General features: G+C 63.7%; 22 protein-coding genes and 1 other RNA gene. 16 read left to right on the top strand and 7 right to left on the bottom strand.

The window, feature by feature from the left end:
- The 3 genes from ACZYTC_RS28120 to tkt form a co-directional block, all read right to left on the bottom strand.
- On the bottom strand, window positions 1-2118 hold the full coding sequence (locus ACZYTC_RS28120; protein WP_488991067.1) for a tetratricopeptide repeat protein: 2118 nt from the start codon (window positions 2116-2118) through the stop codon (window positions 1-3).
- 171 nt (window positions 2119-2289) lie between these two features.
- Window positions 2290-3300, bottom strand: coding sequence for a type I glyceraldehyde-3-phosphate dehydrogenase (gene gap / locus ACZYTC_RS28115; RefSeq protein WP_434955164.1), 1011 nt, complete (start codon window positions 3298-3300; stop codon window positions 2290-2292).
- A 137-nt stretch (window positions 3301-3437) separates the two neighbouring features.
- Window positions 3438-5426 carry a transketolase gene (tkt, locus tag ACZYTC_RS28110; protein WP_434955163.1) on the bottom strand — a complete coding sequence of 663 codons (1989 nt, stop codon included), beginning with the start codon at window positions 5424-5426 and terminating at the stop codon, window positions 3438-3440.
- A gap of 265 nt (window positions 5427-5691) precedes the next feature.
- Here tkt and ACZYTC_RS28105 point away from each other — a divergent pair, with 265 nt between their 5' ends.
- The 10 genes from ACZYTC_RS28105 to ruvB all read left to right on the top strand — a co-directional run bounded on the left by ACZYTC_RS28105 (window position 5692) and on the right by ruvB (window position 12522).
- Window positions 5692-5973, top strand: coding sequence for a DUF4164 domain-containing protein (locus ACZYTC_RS28105; RefSeq protein ID WP_434955162.1), 282 nt, complete (start codon window positions 5692-5694; stop codon window positions 5971-5973).
- A 1-nt stretch (window position 5974) separates the two neighbouring features.
- Complete coding sequence (locus ACZYTC_RS28100) at window positions 5975-6340, top strand: cell division protein ZapA (protein WP_434955161.1); 366 nt, start codon at window positions 5975-5977, stop codon at window positions 6338-6340.
- Window positions 6341-6446: 106 nt separating this feature from the next.
- Window positions 6447-6604: non-coding RNA, 6S RNA (gene ssrS / locus ACZYTC_RS28095), on the top strand.
- 22 nt (window positions 6605-6626) lie between these two features.
- A complete protein-coding gene (locus ACZYTC_RS28090; RefSeq protein ID WP_434955160.1) occupies window positions 6627-7205 on the top strand; it encodes a 5-formyltetrahydrofolate cyclo-ligase in 579 nt (192 codons plus the stop codon).
- Window positions 7206-7522: 317 nt separating this feature from the next.
- Entirely contained in the window at window positions 7523-8341 is an 819-nt protein-coding gene (locus ACZYTC_RS28085; protein ID WP_488991066.1) for a TIGR00282 family metallophosphoesterase, read from the top strand.
- Between the two features lie 134 nt (window positions 8342-8475).
- A complete protein-coding gene (locus tag ACZYTC_RS28080) occupies window positions 8476-9222 on the top strand; it encodes a YebC/PmpR family DNA-binding transcriptional regulator (RefSeq protein WP_434955158.1) in 747 nt (248 codons plus the stop codon).
- A gap of 93 nt (window positions 9223-9315) precedes the next feature.
- Window positions 9316-9825 carry a crossover junction endodeoxyribonuclease RuvC gene (gene ruvC, locus ACZYTC_RS28075; protein WP_434955157.1) on the top strand — a complete coding sequence of 170 codons (510 nt, stop codon included), beginning with the start codon at window positions 9316-9318 and terminating at the stop codon, window positions 9823-9825.
- A 118-nt stretch (window positions 9826-9943) separates the two neighbouring features.
- Window positions 9944-10762, top strand: a complete 819-nt coding sequence (locus ACZYTC_RS28070; RefSeq protein ID WP_488991065.1) for an isocitrate lyase/PEP mutase family protein — start codon at window positions 9944-9946, stop codon at window positions 10760-10762.
- 72 nt (window positions 10763-10834) lie between these two features.
- Complete coding sequence (gene ruvA, locus ACZYTC_RS28065) at window positions 10835-11452, top strand: Holliday junction branch migration protein RuvA (RefSeq protein WP_454812824.1); 618 nt, start codon at window positions 10835-10837, stop codon at window positions 11450-11452.
- Window positions 11449-12522 carry a Holliday junction branch migration DNA helicase RuvB gene (gene ruvB, locus ACZYTC_RS28060; protein ID WP_434955154.1) on the top strand — a complete coding sequence of 358 codons (1074 nt, stop codon included), beginning with the start codon at window positions 11449-11451 and terminating at the stop codon, window positions 12520-12522. The genes ruvA and ruvB overlap by 4 nt, the downstream gene beginning before the upstream one ends.
- A gap of 121 nt (window positions 12523-12643) precedes the next feature.
- On the opposite strand, the gene pal is transcribed toward ruvB, so the two are convergent.
- The gene (pal, locus tag ACZYTC_RS28055; protein WP_434955153.1) at window positions 12644-13174 is read right to left on the bottom strand and encodes a peptidoglycan-associated lipoprotein Pal; all 531 of its coding nucleotides are present in this window, start codon (window positions 13172-13174) and stop codon (window positions 12644-12646) included.
- 362 nt (window positions 13175-13536) lie between these two features.
- On the opposite strand from pal, the gene ACZYTC_RS28050 reads away from it, so the two are divergent.
- From ACZYTC_RS28050 to ACZYTC_RS28025, 6 genes are all read left to right on the top strand, one after another.
- Window positions 13537-14586 carry a sulfate ABC transporter substrate-binding protein gene (locus tag ACZYTC_RS28050; RefSeq protein WP_488991064.1) on the top strand — a complete coding sequence of 350 codons (1050 nt, stop codon included), beginning with the start codon at window positions 13537-13539 and terminating at the stop codon, window positions 14584-14586.
- Window positions 14587-14841: 255 nt separating this feature from the next.
- On the top strand, window positions 14842-15816 hold the full coding sequence (locus ACZYTC_RS28045) for a sulfate ABC transporter substrate-binding protein (RefSeq protein WP_434959588.1): 975 nt from the start codon (window positions 14842-14844) through the stop codon (window positions 15814-15816).
- A 180-nt stretch (window positions 15817-15996) separates the two neighbouring features.
- Entirely contained in the window at window positions 15997-16851 is an 855-nt protein-coding gene (gene cysT / locus ACZYTC_RS28040) for a sulfate ABC transporter permease subunit CysT (RefSeq protein ID WP_441771267.1), read from the top strand.
- Window positions 16844-17749 carry a sulfate ABC transporter permease subunit CysW gene (gene cysW / locus ACZYTC_RS28035; RefSeq protein ID WP_488991063.1) on the top strand — a complete coding sequence of 302 codons (906 nt, stop codon included), beginning with the start codon at window positions 16844-16846 and terminating at the stop codon, window positions 17747-17749. Before cysT ends, cysW begins: the two co-directional genes overlap by 8 nt.
- A gap of 14 nt (window positions 17750-17763) precedes the next feature.
- Window positions 17764-18876 (top strand): sulfate/molybdate ABC transporter ATP-binding protein, encoded by a 1113-nt coding sequence (locus tag ACZYTC_RS28030; RefSeq protein ID WP_434955149.1) that lies wholly within the window; start codon window positions 17764-17766, stop codon window positions 18874-18876.
- A 223-nt stretch (window positions 18877-19099) separates the two neighbouring features.
- Window positions 19100-20134 (top strand): bile acid:sodium symporter family protein, encoded by a 1035-nt coding sequence (locus tag ACZYTC_RS28025; RefSeq protein ID WP_441771461.1) that lies wholly within the window; start codon window positions 19100-19102, stop codon window positions 20132-20134.
- Between the two features lie 46 nt (window positions 20135-20180).
- Here ACZYTC_RS28025 and tolB read toward each other — a convergent pair whose 3' ends face one another.
- The 3 genes from tolB to ACZYTC_RS28010 form a co-directional block, all read right to left on the bottom strand.
- The gene (gene tolB / locus ACZYTC_RS28020) at window positions 20181-21509 is read right to left on the bottom strand and encodes a Tol-Pal system beta propeller repeat protein TolB (protein ID WP_434955148.1); all 1329 of its coding nucleotides are present in this window, start codon (window positions 21507-21509) and stop codon (window positions 20181-20183) included.
- A 37-nt stretch (window positions 21510-21546) separates the two neighbouring features.
- Window positions 21547-22911 carry a cell envelope integrity protein TolA gene (gene tolA / locus ACZYTC_RS28015; protein ID WP_441771268.1) on the bottom strand — a complete coding sequence of 455 codons (1365 nt, stop codon included), beginning with the start codon at window positions 22909-22911 and terminating at the stop codon, window positions 21547-21549.
- Between the two features lie 147 nt (window positions 22912-23058).
- Window positions 23059-23514, bottom strand: a complete 456-nt coding sequence (locus tag ACZYTC_RS28010) for an ExbD/TolR family protein (protein ID WP_441771269.1) — start codon at window positions 23512-23514, stop codon at window positions 23059-23061.
- Window positions 23515-23523 lie beyond the last annotated feature (9 nt).

Here is a 23523-nt window from a genome sequence, read left to right as displayed (position 1 = left end):
CTACCAGTAATACTCCAGGGACTGGGCCCAGCGTGATTGCGGATAATCGCGTTTCAACGCCTTGAACCAGGCCTTTCGCTGTGCAGCGGGAACCTCGCTGTCATCACAGCCATTCTTGCCCGTCGGCGCGAAACACCAGACGGCGCGATAGAGGGCATAGGCTTTCTGATCCGATGTCGCGCCCGCCGCGCCGATGACGGTGCGATATGTGTCGAGCCGCGAAAATTTCCTGCCCGGAAACTGCACCCCCTTGCCGCCGAGTTCATCCTTGGCCGGCGGCGTATCCAGGAAGGCGCGATCGAGATCGTTGAGGCGAATGAACTCCCCCAGGCACAGTCGTCCGGTGATGTCGCGCTGATTGGCGGACAGCGTGGCAACGCTGCTCTTGAGATCGGGGCAAGTGAAATCCGACGCCGTTTGCGGTTTGACGAACAAATCCGAGGACGGTGGATCGTCGCCCCTCGCATCACCGGGATCCGTCTCGACCTTGGCATCGGCAGGCACCAACGCCACATCCCCCGGAAAGGCCTTGTAGGCCCCGCGGGTGAGATCGCGATAAAGCAGCGTGTAGAGGGCTGTCGCCCGCTCGGCCGGTGAGGCGGCGGCATCGCCTGCCTGGCGGCGCAGCAATTGGGGGCCGGCGCTGTATCGCAGCAAGGTTTGCCGGATGGTCTCATTGCGGACCGGCGAGGCCGGCTCGAAGATGTGTTCAGGCGTCCCTGCCCGCTCGTCATGCAGGGCCAAAGCGAGTTCGATGACCAAACGCTGGCTCACGGGGCTTGCCCCCTGGATGAGATCGAGCCAAAAGCTGCGGGCGTTACGGTCCTTCACCGAATCCAGCGCCAGCCCGCGCAGCACCTGCCGGCTGAATTCGAGATTGCCATAGCTTTTCCGTTGTGCCCGATCCGGCAGCAAGCCCAGAACGACACGCGGCTGGCGAGCGACATGGAACTGATAGGAAGCGACGAGATAGTCGAACAGGTCCGTCTTGCCTGCGAAGACTTCGCGTTGCCCGTTCAGTTCTTCCAAGGTCAGGGCCTTGCTGCAGCACGCTTCACCACTGAGAGAGCCGCCCTTGCGCATGCGAACCAGGTCAAGGGTTGCTAGCAACACGGGCGAGCGCACCTGTTCCGCCCCCAAAAGGGGCAACAGCTTGCTATCCAGTTCTTGAGCGAGATCGGCATCGGAAATGCCGCGCTCGCTCGCCTTCTGCTCCACGAGGCGCTCATATTCGGCGAGCAACTTGGCATTGGCGCCGCTCATCCAATAGACCCGGCGCAACAGGCCACGCGCGGAGGTGGCGTAGCGCCCGTTCGGATAGGCCGTCAGATAGTCCTGGAGGCCCGTTTCCGCCTCGGTCGCCTTGCCGGTATCGCGCTGTGGGACTTCCCTCAGATTGCCATATTCGTCAAAGGCGCCGGCCTGCAGATGGTTCACCTCCACGCGCCCCAGAAGATAGCGTCCGCTCTCCCGCAGCCAGGGCTGGGTCGAACGGCTCAGGGCAGCAAAATGCCGGGCGGCCGCGTCGAAATCACCGGCATAGAAGGCTGCCGCTCCCGACAGATAGGCAGCAAAGTCCTTGGCCAGGGGCGACTGGGCATGCTCGGCGGCCGCGGAAACGGCCTCTCGTCCCGCCCCGGCTCCGCTGCAATCGGGCCGCAGGCCCTGCCGGGCGGCGATCAACTCATCCCTTTCAGCGGATGTGACGCCCTGCTCTGCCCTGAGAGCCGTCACGAAATCGGCTGTACCCGCATCGTTGCTGCGGCAGCGCGAGCCCTCGCCCGCGGCATAGAGCCCGTTGCCGCCCGTCGAGGGTGGTGGGTAGAGCGCGCTACGGAAGGTGGCCCAATCGCTCGGCTCAGCCAGCACCTTGCTTGCCTCCTCCTCATCCGGCCGGACCGGTGCGGGCTGCGCATCGTCTTGGCCGGCGAGCAGGAGCAGCAGATTGGCACGCGTGTCGTTGCCGGGTTGCAGCACGGCGAGATTGCTGCAGGTGTTCGATCCCGTGCCCGCGATCTTCCAACTCGGCTTACAGTCGCCATCGGAACTGGCCCGAGCCGCCATGGGGCTCAAAACGGCGAAGATCAGAACGACCAACCAGACGCCTCGCCGAGCCATATGGCTTCACTCCCCTTCGCGCCGCCCATTGCGGCGCCACTCAATCACAGCCACCCGTCCCGGGACAAGCAAACGATGCCTGGCGCCGGCAAACTCGGATGTGGAGGCTACACAAAAGAAAAGGCGCCGCAGTTACCCGCGGCACCTTGCTCACTTCACTGAAAAAGGCGCTCAGATCAGGCTGGCGAAATGCACCGCCGTGTCGGCCATGCGGTTCGAGAAGCCCCACTCATTGTCGTACCAGGTCAGGATACGCACGAACTTCTCGTCGATGACCTTGGTCTGGTCGAGCGCGAAGATCGAGGAAGCCGGGTTGTGGTTGAAGTCGCGGCTCACCAGCGGCTCGTCGGTATAGGCCAGAACGCCCTTGAGCGGGCCGCGCTTGGAAGCCTTGATGATAGCCTCGTTGATCTTCTCGACGCTGGTCTTCTTCTTGGTGTTGAACTTGAGATCGACCACCGAGACGTTGGGCGTGGGTACGCGGATGGAGGTGCCGTCGAGTCGGCCCTTCAACTCAGGCATCACCAGGCCGACGGCCTTGGCGGCGCCGGTCGAGGTCGGGATCATCGACAACGCCGCCGCGCGGGCGCGGTAGAGATCCTTGTGCATCTGGTCCAGCGAGGGCTGGTCGTTGGTGTAGGAGTGGATCGTGGTCATGAAGCCGCGCTCGATGCCGAAGGCATCATGCAGCACCTTGGCCACCGGCGTCAGGCAGTTGGTGGTGCAGGAGGCGTTGGAAATGACCAGGTGGTCCTTGGTCAGGTCCTGGTGATTGACGCCATAAACCACGGTGAGATCGGCGCCATCGCTGGGGGCCGAGACGATCACGCGCTTGGCGCCGGCCTTGAGGTGGGCGGCCGCCTTGTCACGCGCGGTGAAGATGCCGGTGCACTCCATCGCGATGTCGATGTTCAGCTCCTTGTGGGGGAGCTGGGCCGGATCCTTGATGGCGGTGACCTTGATCTTCTTGCCCTGCACGACGATGGAGTCGCCCTCGACCTTCACCTCGGCGGGGAAGATGCCGTGGATCGAATCGTAGCGCAGCAGATGGGCGTTGGTCTCCACCGGCCCGAGATCGTTGATGGCCACGACCTCGATATCCTTGCGCTTGCCCTCGACGATTGCGCGCAGGATGTTGCGGCCGATGCGGCCAAAGCCGTTGATGGCGACACGAACTGTCATCCGATATTTCCTTTCTCTGCCTTCAGCTAGAGCATTTTACAGAAAAGCCGACAGGCTTTTCGATTAAGAAAATGCGTCAAAACAAAGAGTTAGAGCAAAGCACACTTGCGTGCGCCCAGCTCGTTTACAGCTCATGCTCAGCCATTGTGGCGGCGCAAGGCGGTTTCGGCCACGGCTTCCGCCGTGATGCCAAAATGGTTGTAGAGGTCCTTGATCGGGCCGGAGGCGCCGAAGCCGGTCATGCCGACGAAGCCGCCATCAGCACCGATCACCGCATCCCAGCCGAAGCGGACGGCGGCTTCCACCGCGACCTTCACCGGAGCGTCGCCGATGATCTTGGCCTTGACCTCTTGCGACTGCCCGATGAGCAGTTCCAGCGAAGGCACCGAGACCACACGGGTCGGCACGCCGCGCTGGTTGAGGATGGCGCGGGCATTCATGGCGATCTCGACCTCGGAACCCGAAGCGAACAGCGTCACCGCGGCCTTCTCGCCGCCGGTGCCGGCCAGTTCATAGCCGCCCTGGGCGCACAGATTGGCCGAGGTGGCTTCTCGCAGCAGCGGCAGATTCTGGCGGGTCAGCGCCAAAATGGTCGGCCCGTTGGTGCGCTCCAGCGCGAGCTGCCAGCATTCCGCCGTCTCGATCGCGTCGCAGGGACGGAACACGCGCATGTTCGGCATCGCGCGGCAAGCCGCCAGATGCTCGACCGGCTGGTGGGTCGGACCGTCCTCGCCGAGGCCGATCGAGTCATGGGTCATGACATAAACAGGAGCGGTTCCCATCAGCGCCGCAAGGCGGATGGCGGGGCGGGCATAGTCGGTGAAGACGAAGAAGGTGCCGCCGGCCGGAACGAAGCCGCCATGCAGATAGATGCCGTTCATCGCGGCAGCCATGCCATGCTCGCGAATGCCCCAATGGATGTAGCGGCCCTTGAAGTCCTTCGGGGTGATCTCCACCAGGCCCTTGGCCTTGGTGTTGTTGGAGGGCGTCAGGTCGGCCGAGCCCAGCACCAGTTCCGGCATGACCTCGACAATGACGTTGAGGGCAGCCTCGGAGGATTTGCGGGTCGCCATCGCGGTAGGATTGGCGGCGAGCGCCTTCTTGTGGGCGAGGATGGCCTTGCCGAGCTTGGCGGGACGCACATGATCCATGCGGCGCGTGAACTCGGCCTGCTTGCGCTCGGACAAAGTGGCGAAACGCTCTTCCCAGGCCTGGCGGGCACCAACGCCGCGAGAACCCGCCTCGCGCCAGGCCTTGAGCACGTCGGCGGGCACCTCGAAGGGCGCGCCGGTGATGCCGAGATTCTCCTTGGAGAGCTTGGCTTCTTCCGGCCCGAGCGGCTCGCCATGGGCCTTGGAGGTGCCGGCACGATGGGGCGAACCGAAGCCGATCGTGGTCTTGCAGGCGATCAGCGTCGGCTTGCTCGACTTCTGCGCAGCCTCGATGGCGGCGGCGATGGCATCCTGGTCATGGCCGTCGACATTCACCGCGCGCCAGCCAGCGGACTGGAAGCGCTTGATCTGGTCAACCGAGTCCGAAAGGGTCAGCGGGCCGTCGATGGAGATGCCATTGTGATCCCACATCACGATCATCTTGTTGAGCTTGTAGTGACCAGCAAGAGCGATCGCTTCCTGGCTGACGCCCTCCATCAGGTCGCCGTCGGAGGCGATGACATAGGTATAGTGATCGACAACCTTCTTGCCGAACTGGGCAGCGAGCATCTTCTCCGCGAAGGCAAAGCCGACGGCGGTCGCGATGCCCTGCCCGAGCGGACCGGTGGTGGTTTCAATGCCGACGGTGTGGAAATTCTCAGGATGGCCGGGGGTCTTGTGGCCGAGTTGGCGGAAATGCTTGAGTTCCTCGACCGTCATGCCCGGGACGCCGGTCAGATAGAGCAGCGAATAAAGTAGCATAGAGCCATGGCCCGCCGACAGGATGAAGCGGTCGCGGTCGGCCCAATGGGGATTGGCGGCATCGAACTTCAGGAAACGCGTGAACAGCACGGTGGCGACATCAGCCATGCCCATCGGCATGCCGGGATGACCGGATTTGGCTGCCTCAACCCCATCGATCGCCAAGCCACGAATGGCATTGGCTAGGCGGTTCTGCATTTCGGTGAGTGCCATGGAGTGTTTCCTGATGATTTCAGCCGGAATTTGGCAAAAAAGGGCGGTGGGTTCTTAGCACCTCATCCCCGACTGTCAATGATCCCCGGGCTTGTGCCTGAAATTCACGCAACCGGCGGTGGGGTGATCGAAAGCCGGTCGTATCACCAGGGGAAGGCTGGCGGCTTTCACTTGGCCCTTGGGCGAAACCGCGATACTTTGATATTTAAGCAAAAACGCGGAGCGGCCCTGTCATGATTCGACGAAATGCCGCTATAGGGAAAGAGTGAGTAAGCCCTTGTCTGTGGATGCAGCCTTGCAACGATTGAATATGGCCCTGGTTCAGCTCGAAGAGGCCGCCGAGCATCGCGCGGAACTCGACCGGACCATCGGCGGACATCGCATCGAAGTGCAGGCCCTCTCGGAAGATCGCAATCGCCTCGCCTTGGAACTCGATGCGAGCTATGCACGCTTCACGGCGATGGAAACCGCCAATCGCGACGTATCGCGACGCCTCGACCAGGCGATGGATTCCATCCGTCACGTGCTTGAGCCGCAGGACAGCTAGCATGGCGCATGTATCCGTCACCATTGCGGGCCGCGCCTATCGCATGGCGTGCGACGAGGGCCAGGAAGAGCATCTCCTCGGCCTCGGCCGCCAGCTCGATGCCAAGATCGATGCCCTGCGTTCGTCATTCGGCGAAATCGGGGATATGCGTCTCGCCGTGATGGCCGGCATCATGGTCGCGGACGAGCTGGCTGAGATGCAGCGGCGGGCGGCCGGATTGCAGCATGATCTCGACGAATTGCGCCAGACCCGCGACAATGCGCTGCAGCGCGAGCAGCAGACCCAGATGCGGGTGACCCAGGCCCTGACCGATGCCGCCGTCCGGGTCGAGAAGCTGATCGATTCTCTGTCGAAGACAGGCGTATAGGGCATCTGAATTTTCCGGGAGCGCGGGCATCTCAGGAAGCCAGCGCTTCCAGCAATATTTTCATCGCCCTCTGGCGCTCGCACCGTCTCGCCCTTATTATCTCAATGCGGTGCTGCCTGGTTCGTCAGGACAACTGTATCCCCGGGGCCATACGACTCCCAAGGGAGCTGTCACTGTTCTTGCTCGAGGGCTCGGACATTACGGCGCCCACCTACATCAGTAGGCACCCGGGATCGAAACGTCCAACGGCCGAGGTGGCCCGCTCCCTCCTCTTTCCAAACGTGTAATGGCCTCTACCGATCACAAGACCCAGTTGCGCCACAAGGCAATGGCGGCACGTGCAGAGATCCGCGGTCATCAGCGCCAGTCAGCGACGGCGAGAGCCGCCCATCACGCCTTCAGCCGCCTGAAATACACCAGCGGTATCGTCGGTCTATACCAGGCCTTTCGCGACGAGATTCATCCCGGCGAAATCGCCGAGCGCCTGCACCATACGGGCCGCAAGCTGGCCTTGCCGACCACACCGAAATATGGGCACCCCCTCACCTTCCGTGCCTGGGCACCGGGCGATCCGCTGGTGGTGGGACGCCACAACATCCCCGAGCCCTCGCCCGAGGCGGAGGAAGTGCATCCCCAGGTGCTTCTGGTGCCACCCGTCGCCTTCGACCGGCGTGGCTACCGCATCGGCTATGGCGCGGGTTTCTACGATCGCACCATACCGCAATTGCGGGCGATGCATCCCGTCTTCACCCTCGGCTACGCGTTCGCCTGCCAGGAAGTCGCGGTCCTCCCGGCCGAGCACCATGACGTGCCGCTCGATGCCATCGCCACCGAAAACGAAATCATCACAGTGACGGGGCGTTAGGGCCTGCCCTCAGCTATGGTTTGGAATTTGATGAGGTCAAAAATGGTTGGATGGGAGGAGCGAGCGCTTGCCAAGACTTCTGTCTTGGCAAGCGAAGCGACGCTGCAGACGACCATTTTTCACCTCACCGCCTTCGGCGGCGGGGCGCTTTTGGCCGATGAGCACGTCATTCCTGCCACAGGCAAAGCCTGTGGCAGACGTAGCAAGCCGAAAGGCTTGCGTCCTCGAACTCCCACGCACTTGCGAAGCAAGTGCGGACATCCTCGGCCAAAATCGCTCCCGTCAAATCCAATCCATAGCTGAGGGCAGGCCCTAATATGCGTCTGTTGTTCCTGGGCGACATCGTCGGCCGCACCGGCCGCAACGCCGTGATCGAACGCCTACCCGGCTTGCGCGAGGCCTGGAAGCTCGACGCCGTCATCATCAACGGCGAGAACGCCGCCGGCGGCTTCGGCCTGACGGAGGCAATCTTCGACGAGGTCGTCGCTTCCGGCGCAGATGTCGTGACGCTCGGTAATCATTCCTTCGATCAGCGCGAAGCTCTCGTCTTCATCGAGCGGGCACCGCGGCTGATCCGTCCTGCCAACTATCCCAAGGGCACGCCGGGGCGCGGTGCCACGCTGGTGGACCTGAAGAACGGCATGCGGCTGCTGGTCGTCCAGGTGATGGGTCGGGTCTATATGGACGCGCTCGACGATCCCTTCGCGGCCCTCGAGCGCGAGCTCGCCGCCTGCCCGCTCGGCCTCGGCGCCGACGCCGTGGTGGTGGACGTGCATGCCGAAGCCACCAGCGAAAAGCAGGCGCTCGGCCATTTCGCCGACGGACGGGCCAGCCTGGTGATCGGCACCCACACCCATGTGCCGACATCAGACCATCAGATCCTCGGCCATGGCACTGCCTATATGTCGGATGCCGGCATGTGCGGCGACTATGACAGCGTGCTCGGCATGGACAAGGAAGAGCCCATCCGCCGCTTCATCCAGAAGACGCCGGGTCTGCGCTTCGAGCCGGCCACGGGCGAGGCAACCCTGTCGGGCCTGGCCGTGGAAACCGACGATCGCACCGGCCTGGCGGTGAAGATCGCGCCTGTACGCATCGGTGGAAAGCTGTCGCAGGCCGAGCCCGATTTCTGGTGAAGGACGGGTCATCCCGCCTCCCCGTTCCGCACAAAGGTGGATTTTTCTCGCCGCCGCTTCTATAAGCCGCGCCACAATTCATTGGGTTCGTACACACCGACGAGCCCGCACACATAACGAACCAGGGCAAAACAATGGCCGGTCATTCCCAATTCGCCAACATCATGCACCGCAAGGGCAAGCAGGATGCCAAGCGTTCGAAACTGTTTTCCAAGCTCGCCCGTGAAATCACCGTCGCGGCCAAGCTCGGCCTGCCCGATCCCAACATGAATGCACGGCTGCGGGCAGCCATCCTGGCCGCGCGCGCTGAAAACATGCCCAGGGACAACATCGACCGCGCCGTCAAGAAGGCCGCCGGCACCGATGGCGAGAACTATGACGAGATCCGCTATGAGGGCTATGGCCCGGGCGGCGTGGCGCTGATCGTCGAAGCGCTCACCGACAACCGCAACCGTACTGCATCGGACGTGCGCTCCTATTTCACCAAGGCTGGCGGCAATCTCGCCGAGACCGGCGCCGTGTCCTTCATGTTCGACCGAGTTGGCGTGATCGAATATGACGCGGACAAAGGCTCCTCCGACGCGATGCTCGAAGCGGCACTGGAAGCCGGCGCCGATGATTGTTCTTCCTCCGAAGACGGCCACGAATTCATCTGCGCCGCCGAGAACCTCGCCGAAGTGACCAAGGCTCTGGAGACCCAGCTCGGCGAAGCCCGTAAATCCAGCCTGGTCTGGCGGCCGCAGAACACAGTGGCCGTCGATGACGAGACCGGCGAAAAGCTGATGCGCCTGGTCGACAATCTCGACGACCATGACGACGTGCAGCATGTCTACGCCAATTTCGAGCTTTCCGACGCCATGATGGCGAAGCTGGCGGAGTAAATCCTGGGATCGCCGGCTTCCAGCCGGCTCTTCCCATCCTGCAAGCACAGCGATTCCAAGAGCCGGCAGGGATGCCGGCGGTCCCAGGAAGTCATGTCACAGACCCCCATCCGTATCCTCGGCGTCGACCCCGGCCTGCGCCGCACCGGCTGGGGCGTGATCGAGGTACTGGCCAACCGGCTGACCTTCATCGCCTGCGGCACCGTATTTTCCGATGACAGCGAAGAACTCGCCCACCGCCTGCTCGCCTTGCATGAGGGCCTGACGGAGGTGATGACGCGCTTCGAGCCGGACGAGGCCGCCGTCGAGAAGACTTTCGTCAACAAGGACGCCACGGCGACCCTGAAGCTCGGCCAGGCTCGCGGCATTGCCATGCTGGTGCCGGCCCAGGCCGGCCTCGCCGTCAGCGAATATGCGCCCAACCTCGTCAAGAAGACCGTGGTCGGCTCCGGCCACGCCGACAAGAAGCAGATCGGCCTGATGATCAAGGTGCTGCTGCCCAAGGCCGATCCGAAATCGGAGGACGCGGCCGATGCCCTCGCCGTCGCCATCACCCACGCCCATCACCGCACCAGCCATAATCTGGCGGCGATCCTGAAGTAATTCCCTGGCGGCGCCCACTGGACCCGCAGGTTGAGAAGCGCCGGCCCCAGGGAAATAGCGCTTGCCTCTCGCGCTTCGCACCCCTAGAACAAACCGTGAATTTATCTGAGGATTCGCCATGACCCAGGCTCGCCGCGCCGCCGTCTTCTCCGAACTGCACCAGCGCCCCGAACTTTTCCTCATACCCAACGCCTGGGATGCCGGGTCCACCAAGCTTCTTGATTCGCTAGGCTTTTCAGCGATCGCTACCACCAGTGCCGGCCTGGCTTTCACGGTGGGGCGCAAGGACGGCCAGATGACGCGCGAGGAAACCCTCGCCAATGCGCGGGTCATCGTGGAAGCGACCAGCCTGCCGGTAAGCGCCGATCTCGAAAACGGTTTCGGCGACTCACCCGAGGACTGCCGGCGCACCATCCTTGCCGGCATCGAGGTGGGGCTCGCCGGAGGCTCGATCGAGGATGCCACCGGTCGACCCGACCAGCCGATCTACGAGTTCGGCCATGCCGTCGACCGCGTCCGCGCAGCGGCCGAGGCGGCGCGCGCCGGGGGATTCGTGCTCACCGCCCGCGCCGAGAACTTCCTGCATGGTATCGCCGACCTCGACGACACCATCCGCCGCCTCCAGGCCTTCCAGGAAGCGGGAGCCGAAGTGCTCTACGCGCCTGCCTTGACCCGCCTCGACCAGATTTCCAGCGTGCTGAGCTCCATCGACAGGCCGCTCAGCGTCCTGTTCACCGTGGGCGGGCAGGATTTCACCGTCGCCGATCTCGCCAGGCTCGGCGTGCGCCGCGTCAGCGTCGGCGGCTCCTTCGCCCGGGCGGCTTTCGGCGCCTTGAAGCGTGCCGCCCTCGAGCTGCGCGACCAGGGGAGCTTCGGCTTTGCCAAGGATGCCATGTCCTATGCCGAGCTCAGCGCCCTGTTCGGCAAGGGCGCCTGAGACGGGACCTCGGCACGTGAAGCGGGCGCACGAATCAATCGAAACCGCTAGATATGGCCCAATGAGGGTCTCATGATTGGTAAACTGCGCGGCATCGTTGACAGCTATGGCGAGGATTGGGTGATCCTCGACGTGCAGGGTGTGGGCTATGTCGTCTATTGCTCCAGCCGCACGCTCGGCGCCCTGCCCTCCGCCGGCGAAGCGGCTGTGCTCGCCATCGAGACCTATGTGCGCGAGGACCAGATCCGGCTGTTCGGCTTCACCAGCGACAATGAGCGGGACTGGTTCCGCCTGTTGCAGACGGTGCAGGGCATCGGCACCCGGGTGGCACTCGCCATCCTCTCCACGCTCAAACCGGCGGACCTTGCTTCTGCCATCGCGCTCGGGGACAAAGCCGCCGTGGCGCGGGCTCCTGGCGTCGGTCCCAAGGTGGCCCAGCGCATCGTCACCGAACTCAAGGACAAGGTGCCGAGCTTCGGCCACGTCCCCGCCGATGTGATTAGCCTGCAGGCCGATCTCGGCGAGCAGCGCGCCGCCGGCCCGATCAGCGACGCCGTCTCAGCCCTGGTCAATCTCGGCTATGGCCAGACCCAGGCCTCGGCCGCCATCGCTTCCGCCCTGCGCGAAGCTGGCGAAGGTGCCGAGACGGCCAAGCTCATTCGCCTCGGCCTGAAGGAATTGTCGCGATGAAGCCGACGCGGCGACAATCCGGCGCTGAGGCGCCCAAGGCTGCCCGCCTGCTGGACGGTGACCAGCGCAACGAGGATACGACCGACTCCACGCTGCGCCCGCAGGATCTTTCCGAATTCGTCGGCCAGGCCAAGGCACGCGAAAATCTCTCCGTCTTCATCGAGGCTGCCCGCAAGCGAGGCGACGCCCTCGACCATGTGCTGTTCGTCGGTCCCCCCGGCCTGGGCAAGACCACGCTGGCCCAGATCGTCTCGCGCGAACTCGGGGTCAATTTTCGTGCCACGTCGGGGCCGGTGATCGCCAAGGCGGGCGATCTCGCCGCACTGCTCACCAATCTCGAGGAACGCGACGTCTTGTTCATAGACGAGATCCATCGCCTTAATCCGGCGGTGGAAGAAATCCTCTATCCGGCGATGGAGGATTTCCAGCTCGACCTCATCATCGGCGAGGGACCGGCGGCACGGTCGGTGCGCATCGATCTTGCCAAGTTCACACTGGTCGGCGCCACCACCAGGGCCGGCCTGTTGACCACGCCGCTGCGTGACCGCTTCGGCATTCCCATCCGCCTGCAATTCTATACGGTGGAGGAGCTCGAGCTCATCGTGAAGCGTGGCGGGCGCGTGATGGGTACGCCGATCGCCGAGGACGGTGCCAACGAGATCGCCCGGCGCGCGCGCGGTACGCCCCGCATCGCCGGGCGCCTGCTGCGCCGCGTGCGCGACTTCGCCTCGGTTCTGGGCGCCGAGACCATTACCCGCACCATCGCCGACAAGGCCCTGAGCGCGCTGGAAGTCGACCAGGCCGGGCTCGATGCCATGGACAACCGTTACCTCAATCTAGTCGCCCTCAGCTTCGGCGGCGGCCCTGTGGGCATCGAGACCATCGCCGCAGCCCTCTCCGAACCGCGCGATGCCATCGAGGACATCATCGAGCCCTATCTGATCCAGCAGGGCTTCCTGCAGCGCACGCCGCGCGGCCGGGTGATGACCCCGCATGCCTATCGCCATCTCGGCCTGGCAGTGCCGAGTTCGACGACGCCGCAGATGCCGCTGTTCACCGACGAAGAGTGATGATGGGGTGGGTCTTCGGACCCGTCTTCTTCCAATGGAAAGGGCGCCTCGATGGGCGCCCTTCTTATGCATAATCACGATCCGGCCCCGGGTCAGGCGGGTTCGAAGACCTGCCCCCAACTTAGGAATTGCCGCCGTTCAGCACGGTGACGGCGCGGCGGTTCTGCGACCAGCAGGAGATGTCGTTGCAGGTCGCGACCGGGCGCTCCTTGCCGTAGGAGATCGTGCGCATGCGACCGCCGGAAATGCCCTGTGCCATCAGATAGTCGCGCACCGACTGGGCGCGGCGTTGGCCGAGGGCGAAGTTGTAGTCACGCGTGCCACGCTCGTCGGCATGACCTTCGACGGTGACGGAGTAGCGCGGATAGGCCTTCAGCCACTGGGCCTGCTTGTTCAGCGTCTGCTGACCCTCAGGGGTGATGTCGGACTGGTCGACGAGGAACAGCACGCGATCGCCGACATTCACGACGAAGTCCTGCTGGCTACCGGGCGATGCAGCGCCACCGGCTCCGTAGCCGCCACCGCCGGCTCCACCGGGACCGCCGAGGCCACCATCGGCACCCGATTTGCTCTTACAGGCCGCCAGTGCAAGCACGCAGGTCAGTGCAGCGGCAAAGCGCAGTGCGGGGACCGCGCGCAGGGACGTCATCATTCCGGTTACTCCTCCGGTCGTCAGAATTGGTAAACCAGCCATAGCGAAAGCTGGTTAATCGAACGTTCTGGAAACACGGCCCGTGGCGATTTCTTGGCCGCTGTGGTACCGCCGCGCCTCGCCGCAAGAGCCAAATTGCCACTATGGTTAACCAAGTGCTGATCAATTCCGGCGCAAAGGTGGCTCCGGCTGGGCTCGGGCAAGGCAGGCCGCCTTTCTCATGCACTGTGGCAATCTTGTCGCACATTCACTTCATGTGAATTGATTTATAATACCATTAATCTATGCATTTTATAGATTGACAAGGTCGATTGATTTAGTGGACATTCGGGACACGCTTCTCCCGACTGGAAACCGACATCATGACGATCAAAACGCTCCGCCTTGCGCGCCTGAGGGACACGCTCGGCGTACTCCTGGCCCTCGGCCTCGTGCTCTGGCTGGTTTTCGGCGCTCTTGCCGGCGCCCGCGCCGCCGAATTGCTCAATGTCTCCTATGATCCGACGCGCGAGCTCTACAAGGAGATCAATACCGCCTTCATCGCCGACTGGAAGGCCAAGGCCGGTGAGGACCTGACCATCAAGCAGTCGCATGGCGGTTCGGGCAAGCAGGCGCGCTCGGTCATCGATGGCCTGGAAGCCGATGTGGTCACCCTCGCTCTGTCCGGCGACATCGACGCCATCGCCAAGGCGACCAAGAAGCTTCCGGACAATTGGCAGTCACGCCTGCCGCACAATTCCTCGCCCTATACCTCGACCATCGTCTTCGTGGTGCGCAAGGGCAATCCCAAGGGCGTCAAGGATTGGGACGATCTGGTCAAGCCCGGCATTGCGGTGATCACGCCCAATCCCAAGACGAGCGGCGGCGCTCGCTGGAACTATCTGGCCGCGTGGAGCTACGCCTTCGACAAGAATGGCGGCGACGAGGCCAAGGCCCGCGACTTCGTGGCGGCGCTCTATCGCAACGTTCCCGTGCTCGACTCGGGCGCCCGCGGCTCCACCGTCACCTTCGCCCAGCGCGACACTGGCGACGTCCTGATCGCCTGGGAGAATGAGGCCTTCCTAACGCTGCAGGAGTTCGGCGCCGACAAATACGAGATCGTCTCACCTTCCTCCTCGATCCTGGCCGAGCCGCCGGTGGCCATCGTCGACGCCAATGTCGATGCCAAGGGCACGCGCAAGCAGGCCGAGGCCTATCTCAACTTCCTATACACCCCGGCCGCCCAGAAGATCATCGCCCACAACTTCTATCGGCCGATCGATGAAGCCGCAGCCGACAAGGCCGATCTCGCCCGCTTCCCCAAGCTCAAGCTGGTGACCATCGACGATCCCCGCTTCGGGGGCTGGAAGACCGCCCAGCCCAAGCATTTCGGCGATGGCGGCGTGTTCGACGAGATCTACAAGCCGCAATAAGGCGCACAAACGAACGCGATCAGAGCGGGCCCCAAGGGCCCGCTTTCCTTTTGGCGGCAGCCGCCATATAACACACAATTTTTGTGGAATTTATTGCATTTAACACATTGACAATGTCGATTGATTTAGTGGATATATAAAGAAGTTGTAAATTCCCCTTTCCCACTTCCAGGTTGTGAAATGAACGGCATGACCAGCCCCACCCGCCTTCGCGACACTCTCGCCGTGCTGCTGGCTCTCGGCTTCGTGCTGTGGATGACCTTTGGCGCGCCCGCGCGCGGCCATGCCGCCGAGCTTCTCAACGTGTCCTATGACGCCACGCGCGAGCTCTACAAGGAGATCAACAAGGCGTTCGCGGCGGACTGGCAGGCCAAGACGGGCGAGGACGTCACCATCAAGCAGTCCCATGCCGGCTCCGGCAAGCAGGCGCGCGCCGTCATCGACGGGCTCGATGCCGATGTGGTGACGCTGGCCCTGTCCAACGACATCGATTCCATCGCCAAGGCGACCAACAAGATCCCGGAAAACTGGCAGTCCCGCCTGCCGCGCAATTCCACGCCCTATGCCTCCACCATCGTTTTCGTGGTGCGCAAGGGCAATCCCAAGGGCATCAAGGACTGGGGCGACCTCGTGCGCCCCGACGTCGCCGTGATCACCGGCAATCCCAAGACAGGCGGCGGCACGCGCTGGAACTATCTGGCTGCCTGGGGCTATGCCTGGGACAAGACCGGCGGCGACGAGACCAAGACCCGCGATTTCGTGGCTGCGCTCTACCACAACGTGCCGGTGCTCGACTCGGCGGCCCGCGGCGCCACCATCACCTTCGCGCAGCGCGAAGTCGGCGACGTGATGATCGCCTGGGAGAACGAGGCCTTCCTGACGCTGAAGGAATTCGGCGAGGACAAGCTGGAGGTCGTGGTTCCCTCGATCTCGATCCTGGCCGAACCGCCCGTCAGCATCGTCGACGCCAATGTCGACGCCAAGGGCACACGCAAGCAGGCCGAGGCCTATCTCAATTTTCTCTACACCCCGGCCGCCCAGAAGATCATCGCCCATAACGGCTATCGCGCCAGCGACGAGGCAGCCGCCGATCCGGCCGATCTCGCTCGTTTTGCCAAGCTGAAGCTGTTTACGATTTCCGAGCCCCAATTCGGTGGCTGGGCCAAGGTTCAGGCCAAGCATTTCGCCGATGGCGGCATCTTCGACCAGATCTACAAGCCGAAGGGGTAGTGGACCTACCCTCCCCTGGAGGGGGAGGGTCGAGGCGAAGCCTCGGGGTGGGATGACTCTCCGTGGTGAGGTCCCCCCGCATCCATTTCCAGCGCCCCCTATTTCACCCCACCCCGGCCCTTCGGGCCGACCCTCCCCCTCCAGGGGAGGGTAAGGGAATGTGATCGCCACAGGACACCCATGGCTCTTGCCGCCACCTTGCGAGCCCCCTTCGTCAAGCCGACCGCCCTGCCGGGCTTCGGGCTGACGCTGGGCTACACGATCTTCTATCTCAGCCTGATCGTGCTGATCCCCCTGGCCGCGCTGTTGCAGAAGGCGGCCGTGCTCGGCCCTTCCGGCATCATGGCAATCGCGACCGAGGGGCAGGTTTCCGCCGCCCTGAGGGTCACCTTCGGCATTTCGCTCCTCGCGGCCCTGGTCAATGTCGTCTTCGGCGTCATCGTCGCCTGGGTGCTCGTCCGCTATGACTTCCCGGGCAAGCGCCTGGTCGATGCCGCCGTGGACCTGCCCTTTGCCCTGCCGACAGCCGTGGCGGGCCTCGCCTTGTCGAGCCTCTATGCCTCCAATGGCTGGATCGGCCAGTTCTTCGCCCTTGCCGGCATCAAGGTCGCTTTCACCACCAAGGGCATCTTCGTCGCCCTCGTCTTCATCGGCCTGCCCTTCGTGGTGCGTACGCTCCAGCCGGTGCTCGCCGAGATCGACAAGGAGATCGAGGAGGCCTCGGCCACGCTCGGTGCCACGCGCTTCCAGACGGTGACGCGCGTGCTGCTGCCGCCCTTGCTGCCGGCGGTGCTGACCGGCTTTGCCCTCGCCTTCGCCCGCGCCGTCGGGGAATATGGCTCGGTGATCTTCATCGCAGGCAACATCCCCTATGTCTCGGAGATCGTGCCGAGCCTGATCTTCCAGAAGCTCGAGCAGAACAAATATGCCGATGCCGCCGCCATCGCCATCATCATGCTGGCGATTTCCTTCGCCATGCTGCTGGCGATCAACCTGATCCAGGCCTGGAGCCGCAGGAGGATGGGTGATGCCTGAAGTGACCTCCGAACTCGCGATCGAGCTCTATCGCGAACCGCCCGTCTCGCGCGAGCACAACGTCACCAGTGAATCCCGCCTGGTCCGGCGCGTGCTGATCGGCATCGCCCTCGCTTTCCTGGCGGCCTTCCTGGTAATGCCGCTGATCGAGGTGTTCTACCAGGCCTTCCGCAGCGGAGCGGCCGCCTATTTTGAGTCCTTCGAGGACCCGGATACCCGCACGGCCGTCTGGATGACCTTGATCGTCGCCCTGATCGCGGTGCCGCTCAACATCGTCTTCGGCGTGATCGCGGCCTGGGCCGTGGCCAAGTTCGATTTCAAGGGCAAGAGCCTGCTCATCACCCTGATCGACCTGCCCTTCTCGGTGTCACCGGTGGTGGCGGGCCTCGTCTTCGTGCTGCTGTTCGGCGCCCAGGGCCTGCTCGGCCCCTGGCTATCAGCCCATCGCATCCAGATCATCTTCGCCCTGCCCGGCATCGTGCTCGCCACCATCTTCGTCACCTTCCCCTTCGTGGCGCGCGAACTCATTCCGCTGATGCAGGCCCAGGGCAAGGCGGACGAGGAGGCGGCGCTGACGCTGGGCGCTTCGCCGCTGAAAATGTTCTGGACGGTGACCGTGCCCAACATTCGCTGGGGCCTGCTCTATGGCGTACTCTTGTGCAATGCCAGGGCCATGGGCGAGTTCGGAGCGGTCTCGGTGGTATCGGGCCACGTCATCGGCGGCACCAACACCATGCCGCTGCATATCCAGATCCTCTATGAAGGTGGAGGCTCGGCCGCGATTGCCGCCTTTGCCGTCGCTTCCCTGCTTGCCCTGCTGGCCCTGGTGACCCTCGTGGCCAAGACGCTGCTCGAATGGCGCTATGGCGATGAACTCGCCCACGGCGCCAAGCACTGATAAGGACCAGATCCATGGATATCCGCGTTACTGGCCTGACCAAGAGCTACGGCGTCTCGCCGGCCTTGCACGGCATCGATCTCGACATCAAGTCGGGCGAGTTGCTCGGCCTGCTCGGCCCTTCCGGATCAGGCAAGACCACGCTGCTGCGCATCATCGCCGGGCTCGAGCGCCCTACCACCGGCACGGTCTTTTTCGGCACGGACGACACGGCCGGCCTGACGGTGCAGGAGCGCCGGGTCGGCTTCGTATTCCAGCATTATGCGTTGTTCCGCCACATGACGGTGGCTGACAATGTCGCCTATGGCCTGCGGGTGCGCCCGCGCGCCAAGCGGCCGGCAGAAGGCGAAATCGTCCGGCGTGTGGCCGAACTCCTCGATCTGGTGCAACTCGGCGCTTTCGGCCAGCGCTTCCCGTCCCAGCTCTCCGGCGGCCAGCGCCAGCGCGTCGCCCTCGCCCGCGCCTTGGCGGTGGAACCCAAGGTATTGCTGCTCGATGAGCCCTTCGGCGCCCTCGATGCCAAGGTCCGCAAGGAATTGCGCAGCTGGCTGCGCACCATCCATGACAAGACCGGCCACACCACCATCTTCGTCACCCACGACCAGGACGAGGCGCTGGAGCTGTCGGATCGCATCGCCGTGCTGGACAAGGGCCGCATCGACCAGCTCGGCGTGCCCGACGAAATCTACGACCATCCGGCCACCCCCTTCATCTTCGGGTTCATCGGCGAGTCGAGCCGTGTGCCGGTGACGATTTCGCAGGGTCGCATCCTGCTCGAAGGCACCGCTTTGCCCTTCAATGCCGACGGCCTGCCGGACGGGCCGGCCAGCCTGTTCTTACGCCCGCACGACGTCGCACCGGTCGAACCGGGCGCATCGGTCCTCAACGGGTTGATCGTGGCGCAGCGCCGCGTCGGCGCCACCCGCCGCCTGGAGGTGGCCCTGGGCACCCAAGGCACGGTGGTGGAGGTCGATACGCCCAGTCTCAGGACCAGCGAGAACAACAAGCCGGTCGGCCTGAAGCTGCTCAACGCCGCTCTTTTCGCCGGCAATGGCGAGGCCCGCTATTTCCGCGGCGCGGCCACCGAACCGGTGGTCGTCCGGCCGAGCGCCTTCCAGCGCGCCTGACCCCGCCGATGGTGCGGCACAGCAGCGCTGCGAGCGTCCTGCTCCCACACGGCGCGTGCATGGCAGGTCTGCGCCTGCCCGCCACGGCGCTGGTGAGGCTTCCGCCCCTCGCAAGGATGGGTTAACGCTGAGCGGCGTTTTCGGCGCCGGTCTTTTCGGCAACACCGTCTCTCCCCGTCAGGTGGTCATCAACTTGTTCTCGCGCTTCCGCCCCGACAATTTCATGCTGATGCTGCTGGGCGTCGTGGCGTTGGCGAGCTTCATGCCCATCGCGGGCAAGCCGGCCGAGATATTCGGAGCCCTGACCAACGGCGCGATCGCCCTGCTCTTTTTCCTGCACGGTGCCCGGCTCTCGCGCGAAACGGTGATTGCCGGTCTTTCGCATTGGCGCCTGCACCTGACCATCCTGCTATCGACCTACGCCCTCTTCCCGGTACTGGCGCTCGCCCTCGATTACGGCCTGGTCTCGGCGCTGACGCCGACGCTGGCCAGCGGCATCCTCTTCCTCGCCATCCTGCCCTCGACGGTACAGTCCTCGATCGCCTTCACGTCGATAGCGGGCGGCAATGTCCCTGCTGCCGTCTGCGCGGCATCGGGCTCCAACATTCTCGGCATCTTCATCACACCGCTGCTGGCGGGCCTGCTTTTCGCTTCGCGCGGCGCGGGCTTTTCCGGTTCCGTCCTGATCACCATCGTCACCCAGCTCCTGCTGCCCTTCGTGCTCGGCCAGGTGCTGCAACCCTGGATCGGTAGTTTCGTGCGCCGGCACCGCTATGTGCTGAGCTTCGTCGACCGCGGCTCGATCCTGATGGTGGTGTATCTGGCCTTTTCCGATGCCGTCACGGGCGGCCTGTGGCGGCAATTCTCGGCTACGGCCTTGCTCACCATGGTGTTCGTCGATGCCGCCCTGCTCGCTTTGGTGCTGGTTATCACCACCTATGGCAGCCGCCGTCTCGGCTTCTCCAAGGAGGACGAGATCACCATCGTGTTCTGCGGCTCGAAGAAAAGCCTCGCCACCGGCGTGCCGATGGCAACCGTGATTTTCGCCGGCCAGAACATCGGGGCCATCGTGCTGCCGCTGATGCTCTTCCACCAGATCCAGCTGATGACCTGCGCCATCCTGGCCCAGCGCTATGCCCGGCGCCTCAAACCGGTGGCACTCGACGAGGCTGAAATTGCGGACGAGGACTGGCCCACCCGCAAGGCCGCCGCGAAGGAAGCAATCGTCGCAGGCCAAATGAAAAACCCTCCCCGATGAAGGGGAGGGCTTGAGCCGATACATGAAAGCCGAACAGCTTTCCCCGTTAATTCCGCTTGAACAGATTGGCGGACCAAGCCGGGTCGGAGGCATAGCCTTGCGTCGGCACGCGCTGCTCGGGGGTGCCGAAGATCGAGGCCTGCCAGAGCTGCGGGCCCTGGCCAAGGTCGCGGAACCACATCAGATAGAGACCGTTGGGGGCCCAAGTCGGGCCTTCATTGTGGAAGCCCTCGGTGATCATGCGCTCGCCCGTACCGTCCGGCTTCATGATGCCGATGCCGAACTGGCCGCCTTTCTGGCGGGTGAAGGCGATCAGGTCGGAGCGGGGCGACCACACCGGAGTCGAGTAGCGAGCACCGCCATCACCGCCGGTGATGCGCTGCTGGTTCGAACCATCGGCGTTCATGATGTAGATCTGCTGGGTGCCGCCGCGGTCCGACTCGAACACGATGCGGCTGCCATCCGGTGAATAGGATGGCGAGGTATCGATCGCGCTGCCATTGGTGAGCTGCGTCGCCTGCTTCGACTGCAGATTCAGCAATTGGATGGTCGAGGAGCCGTTCTTCTCCAAGCTCATGATGACCTTGCGGCCATCGGGCGAAAACCGCGGCGAGAAGGTCATGCCCGGGAAGTTGCCGACCACTTCACGCTGGCCGGTCTGGACATTGGCCAGATAGACGCGGGGATCGGCATTGCCGAAGGACAGATAGGTCAGCTCCTGGTTGGTCGGAGAGAAGCGCGGCGTCAGCACCAGATCGGTGCCACGGCTGAGATAGACGGTATTTGCGCCATCCTGGTCCATGACGGCAAGACGCTTCACGCGCTTATCCTTGGAGCCGGATTCGGAGATAAAAGCGATGCGTGTGTCGAAAGCGCCGGGCTCACCCGTCACTGCCTTGAATACCGCGTTGGCGGCGACATGGCCGAGCTGACGCCAGTTATTGGCAGAGGTCGAGAACTGCTGGCCGGCAATCTGCTTGCCTTGGACGACATCCCAGACACGAACCTGGATGCTGAGACCGCTCCCACCTGCCACTACTTGGCCGGCCACCACGACCTGGGCATTCAGCGTCTGCCAGCTGGCGAAATTAGGCGCCGCGTTTGGTCCTACCTGCTCGACGAAAGCCTTGGAATCGATCGGCTGGAACAAACCCGAGCGACCAAGGTCGTTGCTGATTACGCCCGAGAGATCGCGTCCGCCCCCGCTGATGGGCATAACAGCAACGGAAACAGGGGTAACCGCCGTCGCTCCATCATAGGTCAGCGTCAATATGCTGCTCTGCGCAGCCGCTGGTACCGTCGTGCTCAAAGTGGCCACGGCCAGTGCGGCCAATAGAAGGCTGACCTTTTTATGTAACAAGGAGGCGATGGACATTCTCATCTCTCGATTTTTCGGAAGGCCTTACACTCGGTCAAAAGCTGCCGGGCTTCACGACATAGTTGAAGACCTTCCAGGATGCGTAGAGGTCTCGTTTGAACTTCAAGGGGTTCTCTGCTGTGATGCAGCGCTTGACTGCACGCGTAACAGCACCGGCGACCGTCGGATTGCTTGCACTCACCAATTGGGCGTCCGCAATGGTGCCGTCCTCATTCATATGCAGGCGGATGGTTGCGCTATCACCGGCCCCATCCTTACCAAAGGAGGGATTTAGACAGCTCCTGATCTGACTGTTGATCATGCTCTGCATCGCCATTTGCTCGCCCATACTCAGGCGGGGCGCACTAGCATCCGGCCTGCCGGTGGATGAAGTCTGGCCGACATTGTCGCGGGTATTGCCCGCCCGCCCGGAGGGCTTGCTCGGCGTCGTTGCTGGAACATTGCTCGCCACCTGCTGGCCTTCCTTGGCCTTGCGCTTGGCGAGGATACCGTCAATGCCGTCGAGCTGCTTGGCGTTCTTGGCGGCCGAAGCCTGCTTGGCAGCCTCTGCCTTCTTGTCGGCGATCGCCTTGTCGATGGCAGCCTGACGCTCGGCATCAGCCTTGGCCCTGGCATCGGCGAGTTGTTTCTGCTTTTGGGCTTCCGCTTTCCTGGCGGCTTCGGCGTCGGCGATCTTCTGCTGTTTCTCGGCCTCAGCCTTCTTGGCGGCTTCCGCCTCGGCGATCTTGCGCTGTTTGTCGGCCTCGGCCTTCTTGGCAGCTTCGGCTTCGGCGACCTTGCGCTGCTTGTCGGCCTCGGCCTTCTTGGCAGCCTCCGCGGCCTCGGCGAGCTTCTGCTGCTTTTCGGCCTCCGCCGCTTCCTTGGCCGCAGCATCGGCCTTGGCGGCAAGCTCGGCGCGGGCCTGGGCCTGCGCCTTGGCAGCAGCATCGGCGGCAGCCTTGGCCTGGGCCGCCTTCGCCGCGGCTTCCGCCTTGGCCTGCGCAGTCTTGGCCGCAGCATCGGCCTTGGCTTGTTCCTGAGCCTTGGCGGCGGCCTCGGCAGCGGCAGCGGCCTCAGCCAGCTTGGCGAGGGCCTGCTTATCCGGCTTCGATTCGGGCTTGGGTGTCGGCGAGGGCGGCGGGGCGTCGTCGGAATTGTCGGCGACTTCGGCATCCGGTACGTCACGCGTGGGCGGCGTCGGCGGAGCCTGCACCTGCTGCGGCGCTTCCTGTCCGCCGCCACCGCCGGCTGACGGTGTCGGATCGCCCTTCATGATCTGGTCGTATTGTTCCGGCGTGACCATATCCACCGGAACGGCCGGGGCCGAGTCGAGCGGCTTGGCGGCCGGAAACGCGAACAGCAACGCTCCCAGCAAAATTACATGCACCGCCGCCGAAACGGGAAGTCCATAATCACGCATCGTACTCAAACCGGCCTTTCAAACCCCAATCTCGACGTCATCGCCTGCTCGATATTCCGCGACGTCGCCAAGCTACCCCGCCCCCGTGCCGCCCGCCTGTCAGCGCGAACATCAGCCGAAACGAGGTAAATGCGAGCATTCCCGTTTCTAGCTCTGCGGCTGGGTTACCAGCGCTGCCTTCTTGAACCCCGCGCTCGTGATATCGCTCATCACCTTGGCAATTTGATCCCAGCTCGCCTTGCCGTCGCCCTTGACGAAAATGCGCTCTTCGATCCCTGCCCCGTTCTCCGTCATCGCCTTGAGGCGGCCGAGCAAATCAGGCTCCGGCTTGTCGCTGTCGTTCAGATAGGACTGGCCGTCCGCCTTGATGGAGACGGTGATCGGGCGCTTGTCCACCGAAATGGCCTTCGCCTGGGTCTGTGGCAGATCGATATCGACGCCTTGGGTCAACAGCGGCGCAGCGACCATAAAGATGATGAGCAACACCAGCATGACGTCGATGAACGGCGTCATGTTGATATCGGCAATCGGCGCCTTGTGACGGCGGCGGCGGCGTGTTCCGCCACCCGAGCCGCCTGAACCTGTCGCGACACTTCCACCCATGATGCTTTC

It is taken from the genome of Labrys sp. F242 (assembly GCF_057813875.1).
The sequence above is the reverse complement of the archived record's forward strand: the minus strand, read 5'-3'. Positions and strand labels throughout refer to the sequence as shown.

Bases quoted from the DNA above. Each gene is read 5' to 3' on its own strand.
- ACZYTC_RS28030 (WP_434955149.1), top strand. From the start codon at position 17,764: ATGGATATCCGCGTTACTGGCCTGACCAAGAGCTACGGCGTCTCGCCG.
- cysW (WP_488991063.1), top strand. From the start codon at position 16,844: ATGCCTGAAGTGACCTCCGAACTCGCGATCGAGCTCTATCGCGAACCG.
- ACZYTC_RS28010 (WP_441771269.1), bottom strand. From the start codon at position 23,514: ATGGGTGGAAGTGTCGCGACAGGTTCAGGCGGCTCGGGTGGCGGAACA.
- tolB (WP_434955148.1), bottom strand. From the start codon at position 21,509: ATGTCCATCGCCTCCTTGTTACATAAAAAGGTCAGCCTTCTATTGGCC.
- ACZYTC_RS28080 (WP_434955158.1), top strand. From the start codon at position 8,476: ATGGCCGGTCATTCCCAATTCGCCAACATCATGCACCGCAAGGGCAAG.
- tkt (WP_434955163.1), bottom strand. From the start codon at position 5,426: ATGGCACTCACCGAAATGCAGAACCGCCTAGCCAATGCCATTCGTGGC.
- ruvA (WP_454812824.1), top strand. From the start codon at position 10,835: ATGATTGGTAAACTGCGCGGCATCGTTGACAGCTATGGCGAGGATTGG.
- ruvB (WP_434955154.1), top strand. From the start codon at position 11,449: ATGAAGCCGACGCGGCGACAATCCGGCGCTGAGGCGCCCAAGGCTGCC.
- ACZYTC_RS28050 (WP_488991064.1), top strand. From the start codon at position 13,537: ATGACGATCAAAACGCTCCGCCTTGCGCGCCTGAGGGACACGCTCGGC.
- ruvC (WP_434955157.1), top strand. From the start codon at position 9,316: ATGTCACAGACCCCCATCCGTATCCTCGGCGTCGACCCCGGCCTGCGC.
- gap (WP_434955164.1), bottom strand. From the start codon at position 3,300: ATGACAGTTCGTGTCGCCATCAACGGCTTTGGCCGCATCGGCCGCAAC.
- pal (WP_434955153.1), bottom strand. From the start codon at position 13,174: ATGATGACGTCCCTGCGCGCGGTCCCCGCACTGCGCTTTGCCGCTGCA.
- ACZYTC_RS28025 (WP_441771461.1), top strand. From the start codon at position 19,100: ATGCTGATGCTGCTGGGCGTCGTGGCGTTGGCGAGCTTCATGCCCATC.
- ACZYTC_RS28070 (WP_488991065.1), top strand. From the start codon at position 9,944: ATGACCCAGGCTCGCCGCGCCGCCGTCTTCTCCGAACTGCACCAGCGC.
- ACZYTC_RS28100 (WP_434955161.1), top strand. From the start codon at position 5,975: ATGGCGCATGTATCCGTCACCATTGCGGGCCGCGCCTATCGCATGGCG.
- ACZYTC_RS28090 (WP_434955160.1), top strand. From the start codon at position 6,627: ATGGCCTCTACCGATCACAAGACCCAGTTGCGCCACAAGGCAATGGCG.
- ACZYTC_RS28120 (WP_488991067.1), bottom strand. From the start codon at position 2,118: ATGGCTCGGCGAGGCGTCTGGTTGGTCGTTCTGATCTTCGCCGTTTTG.
- ACZYTC_RS28085 (WP_488991066.1), top strand. From the start codon at position 7,523: ATGCGTCTGTTGTTCCTGGGCGACATCGTCGGCCGCACCGGCCGCAAC.
- ACZYTC_RS28045 (WP_434959588.1), top strand. From the start codon at position 14,842: ATGACCTTTGGCGCGCCCGCGCGCGGCCATGCCGCCGAGCTTCTCAAC.
- tolA (WP_441771268.1), bottom strand. From the start codon at position 22,911: ATGCGTGATTATGGACTTCCCGTTTCGGCGGCGGTGCATGTAATTTTG.
- cysT (WP_441771267.1), top strand. From the start codon at position 15,997: ATGGCTCTTGCCGCCACCTTGCGAGCCCCCTTCGTCAAGCCGACCGCC.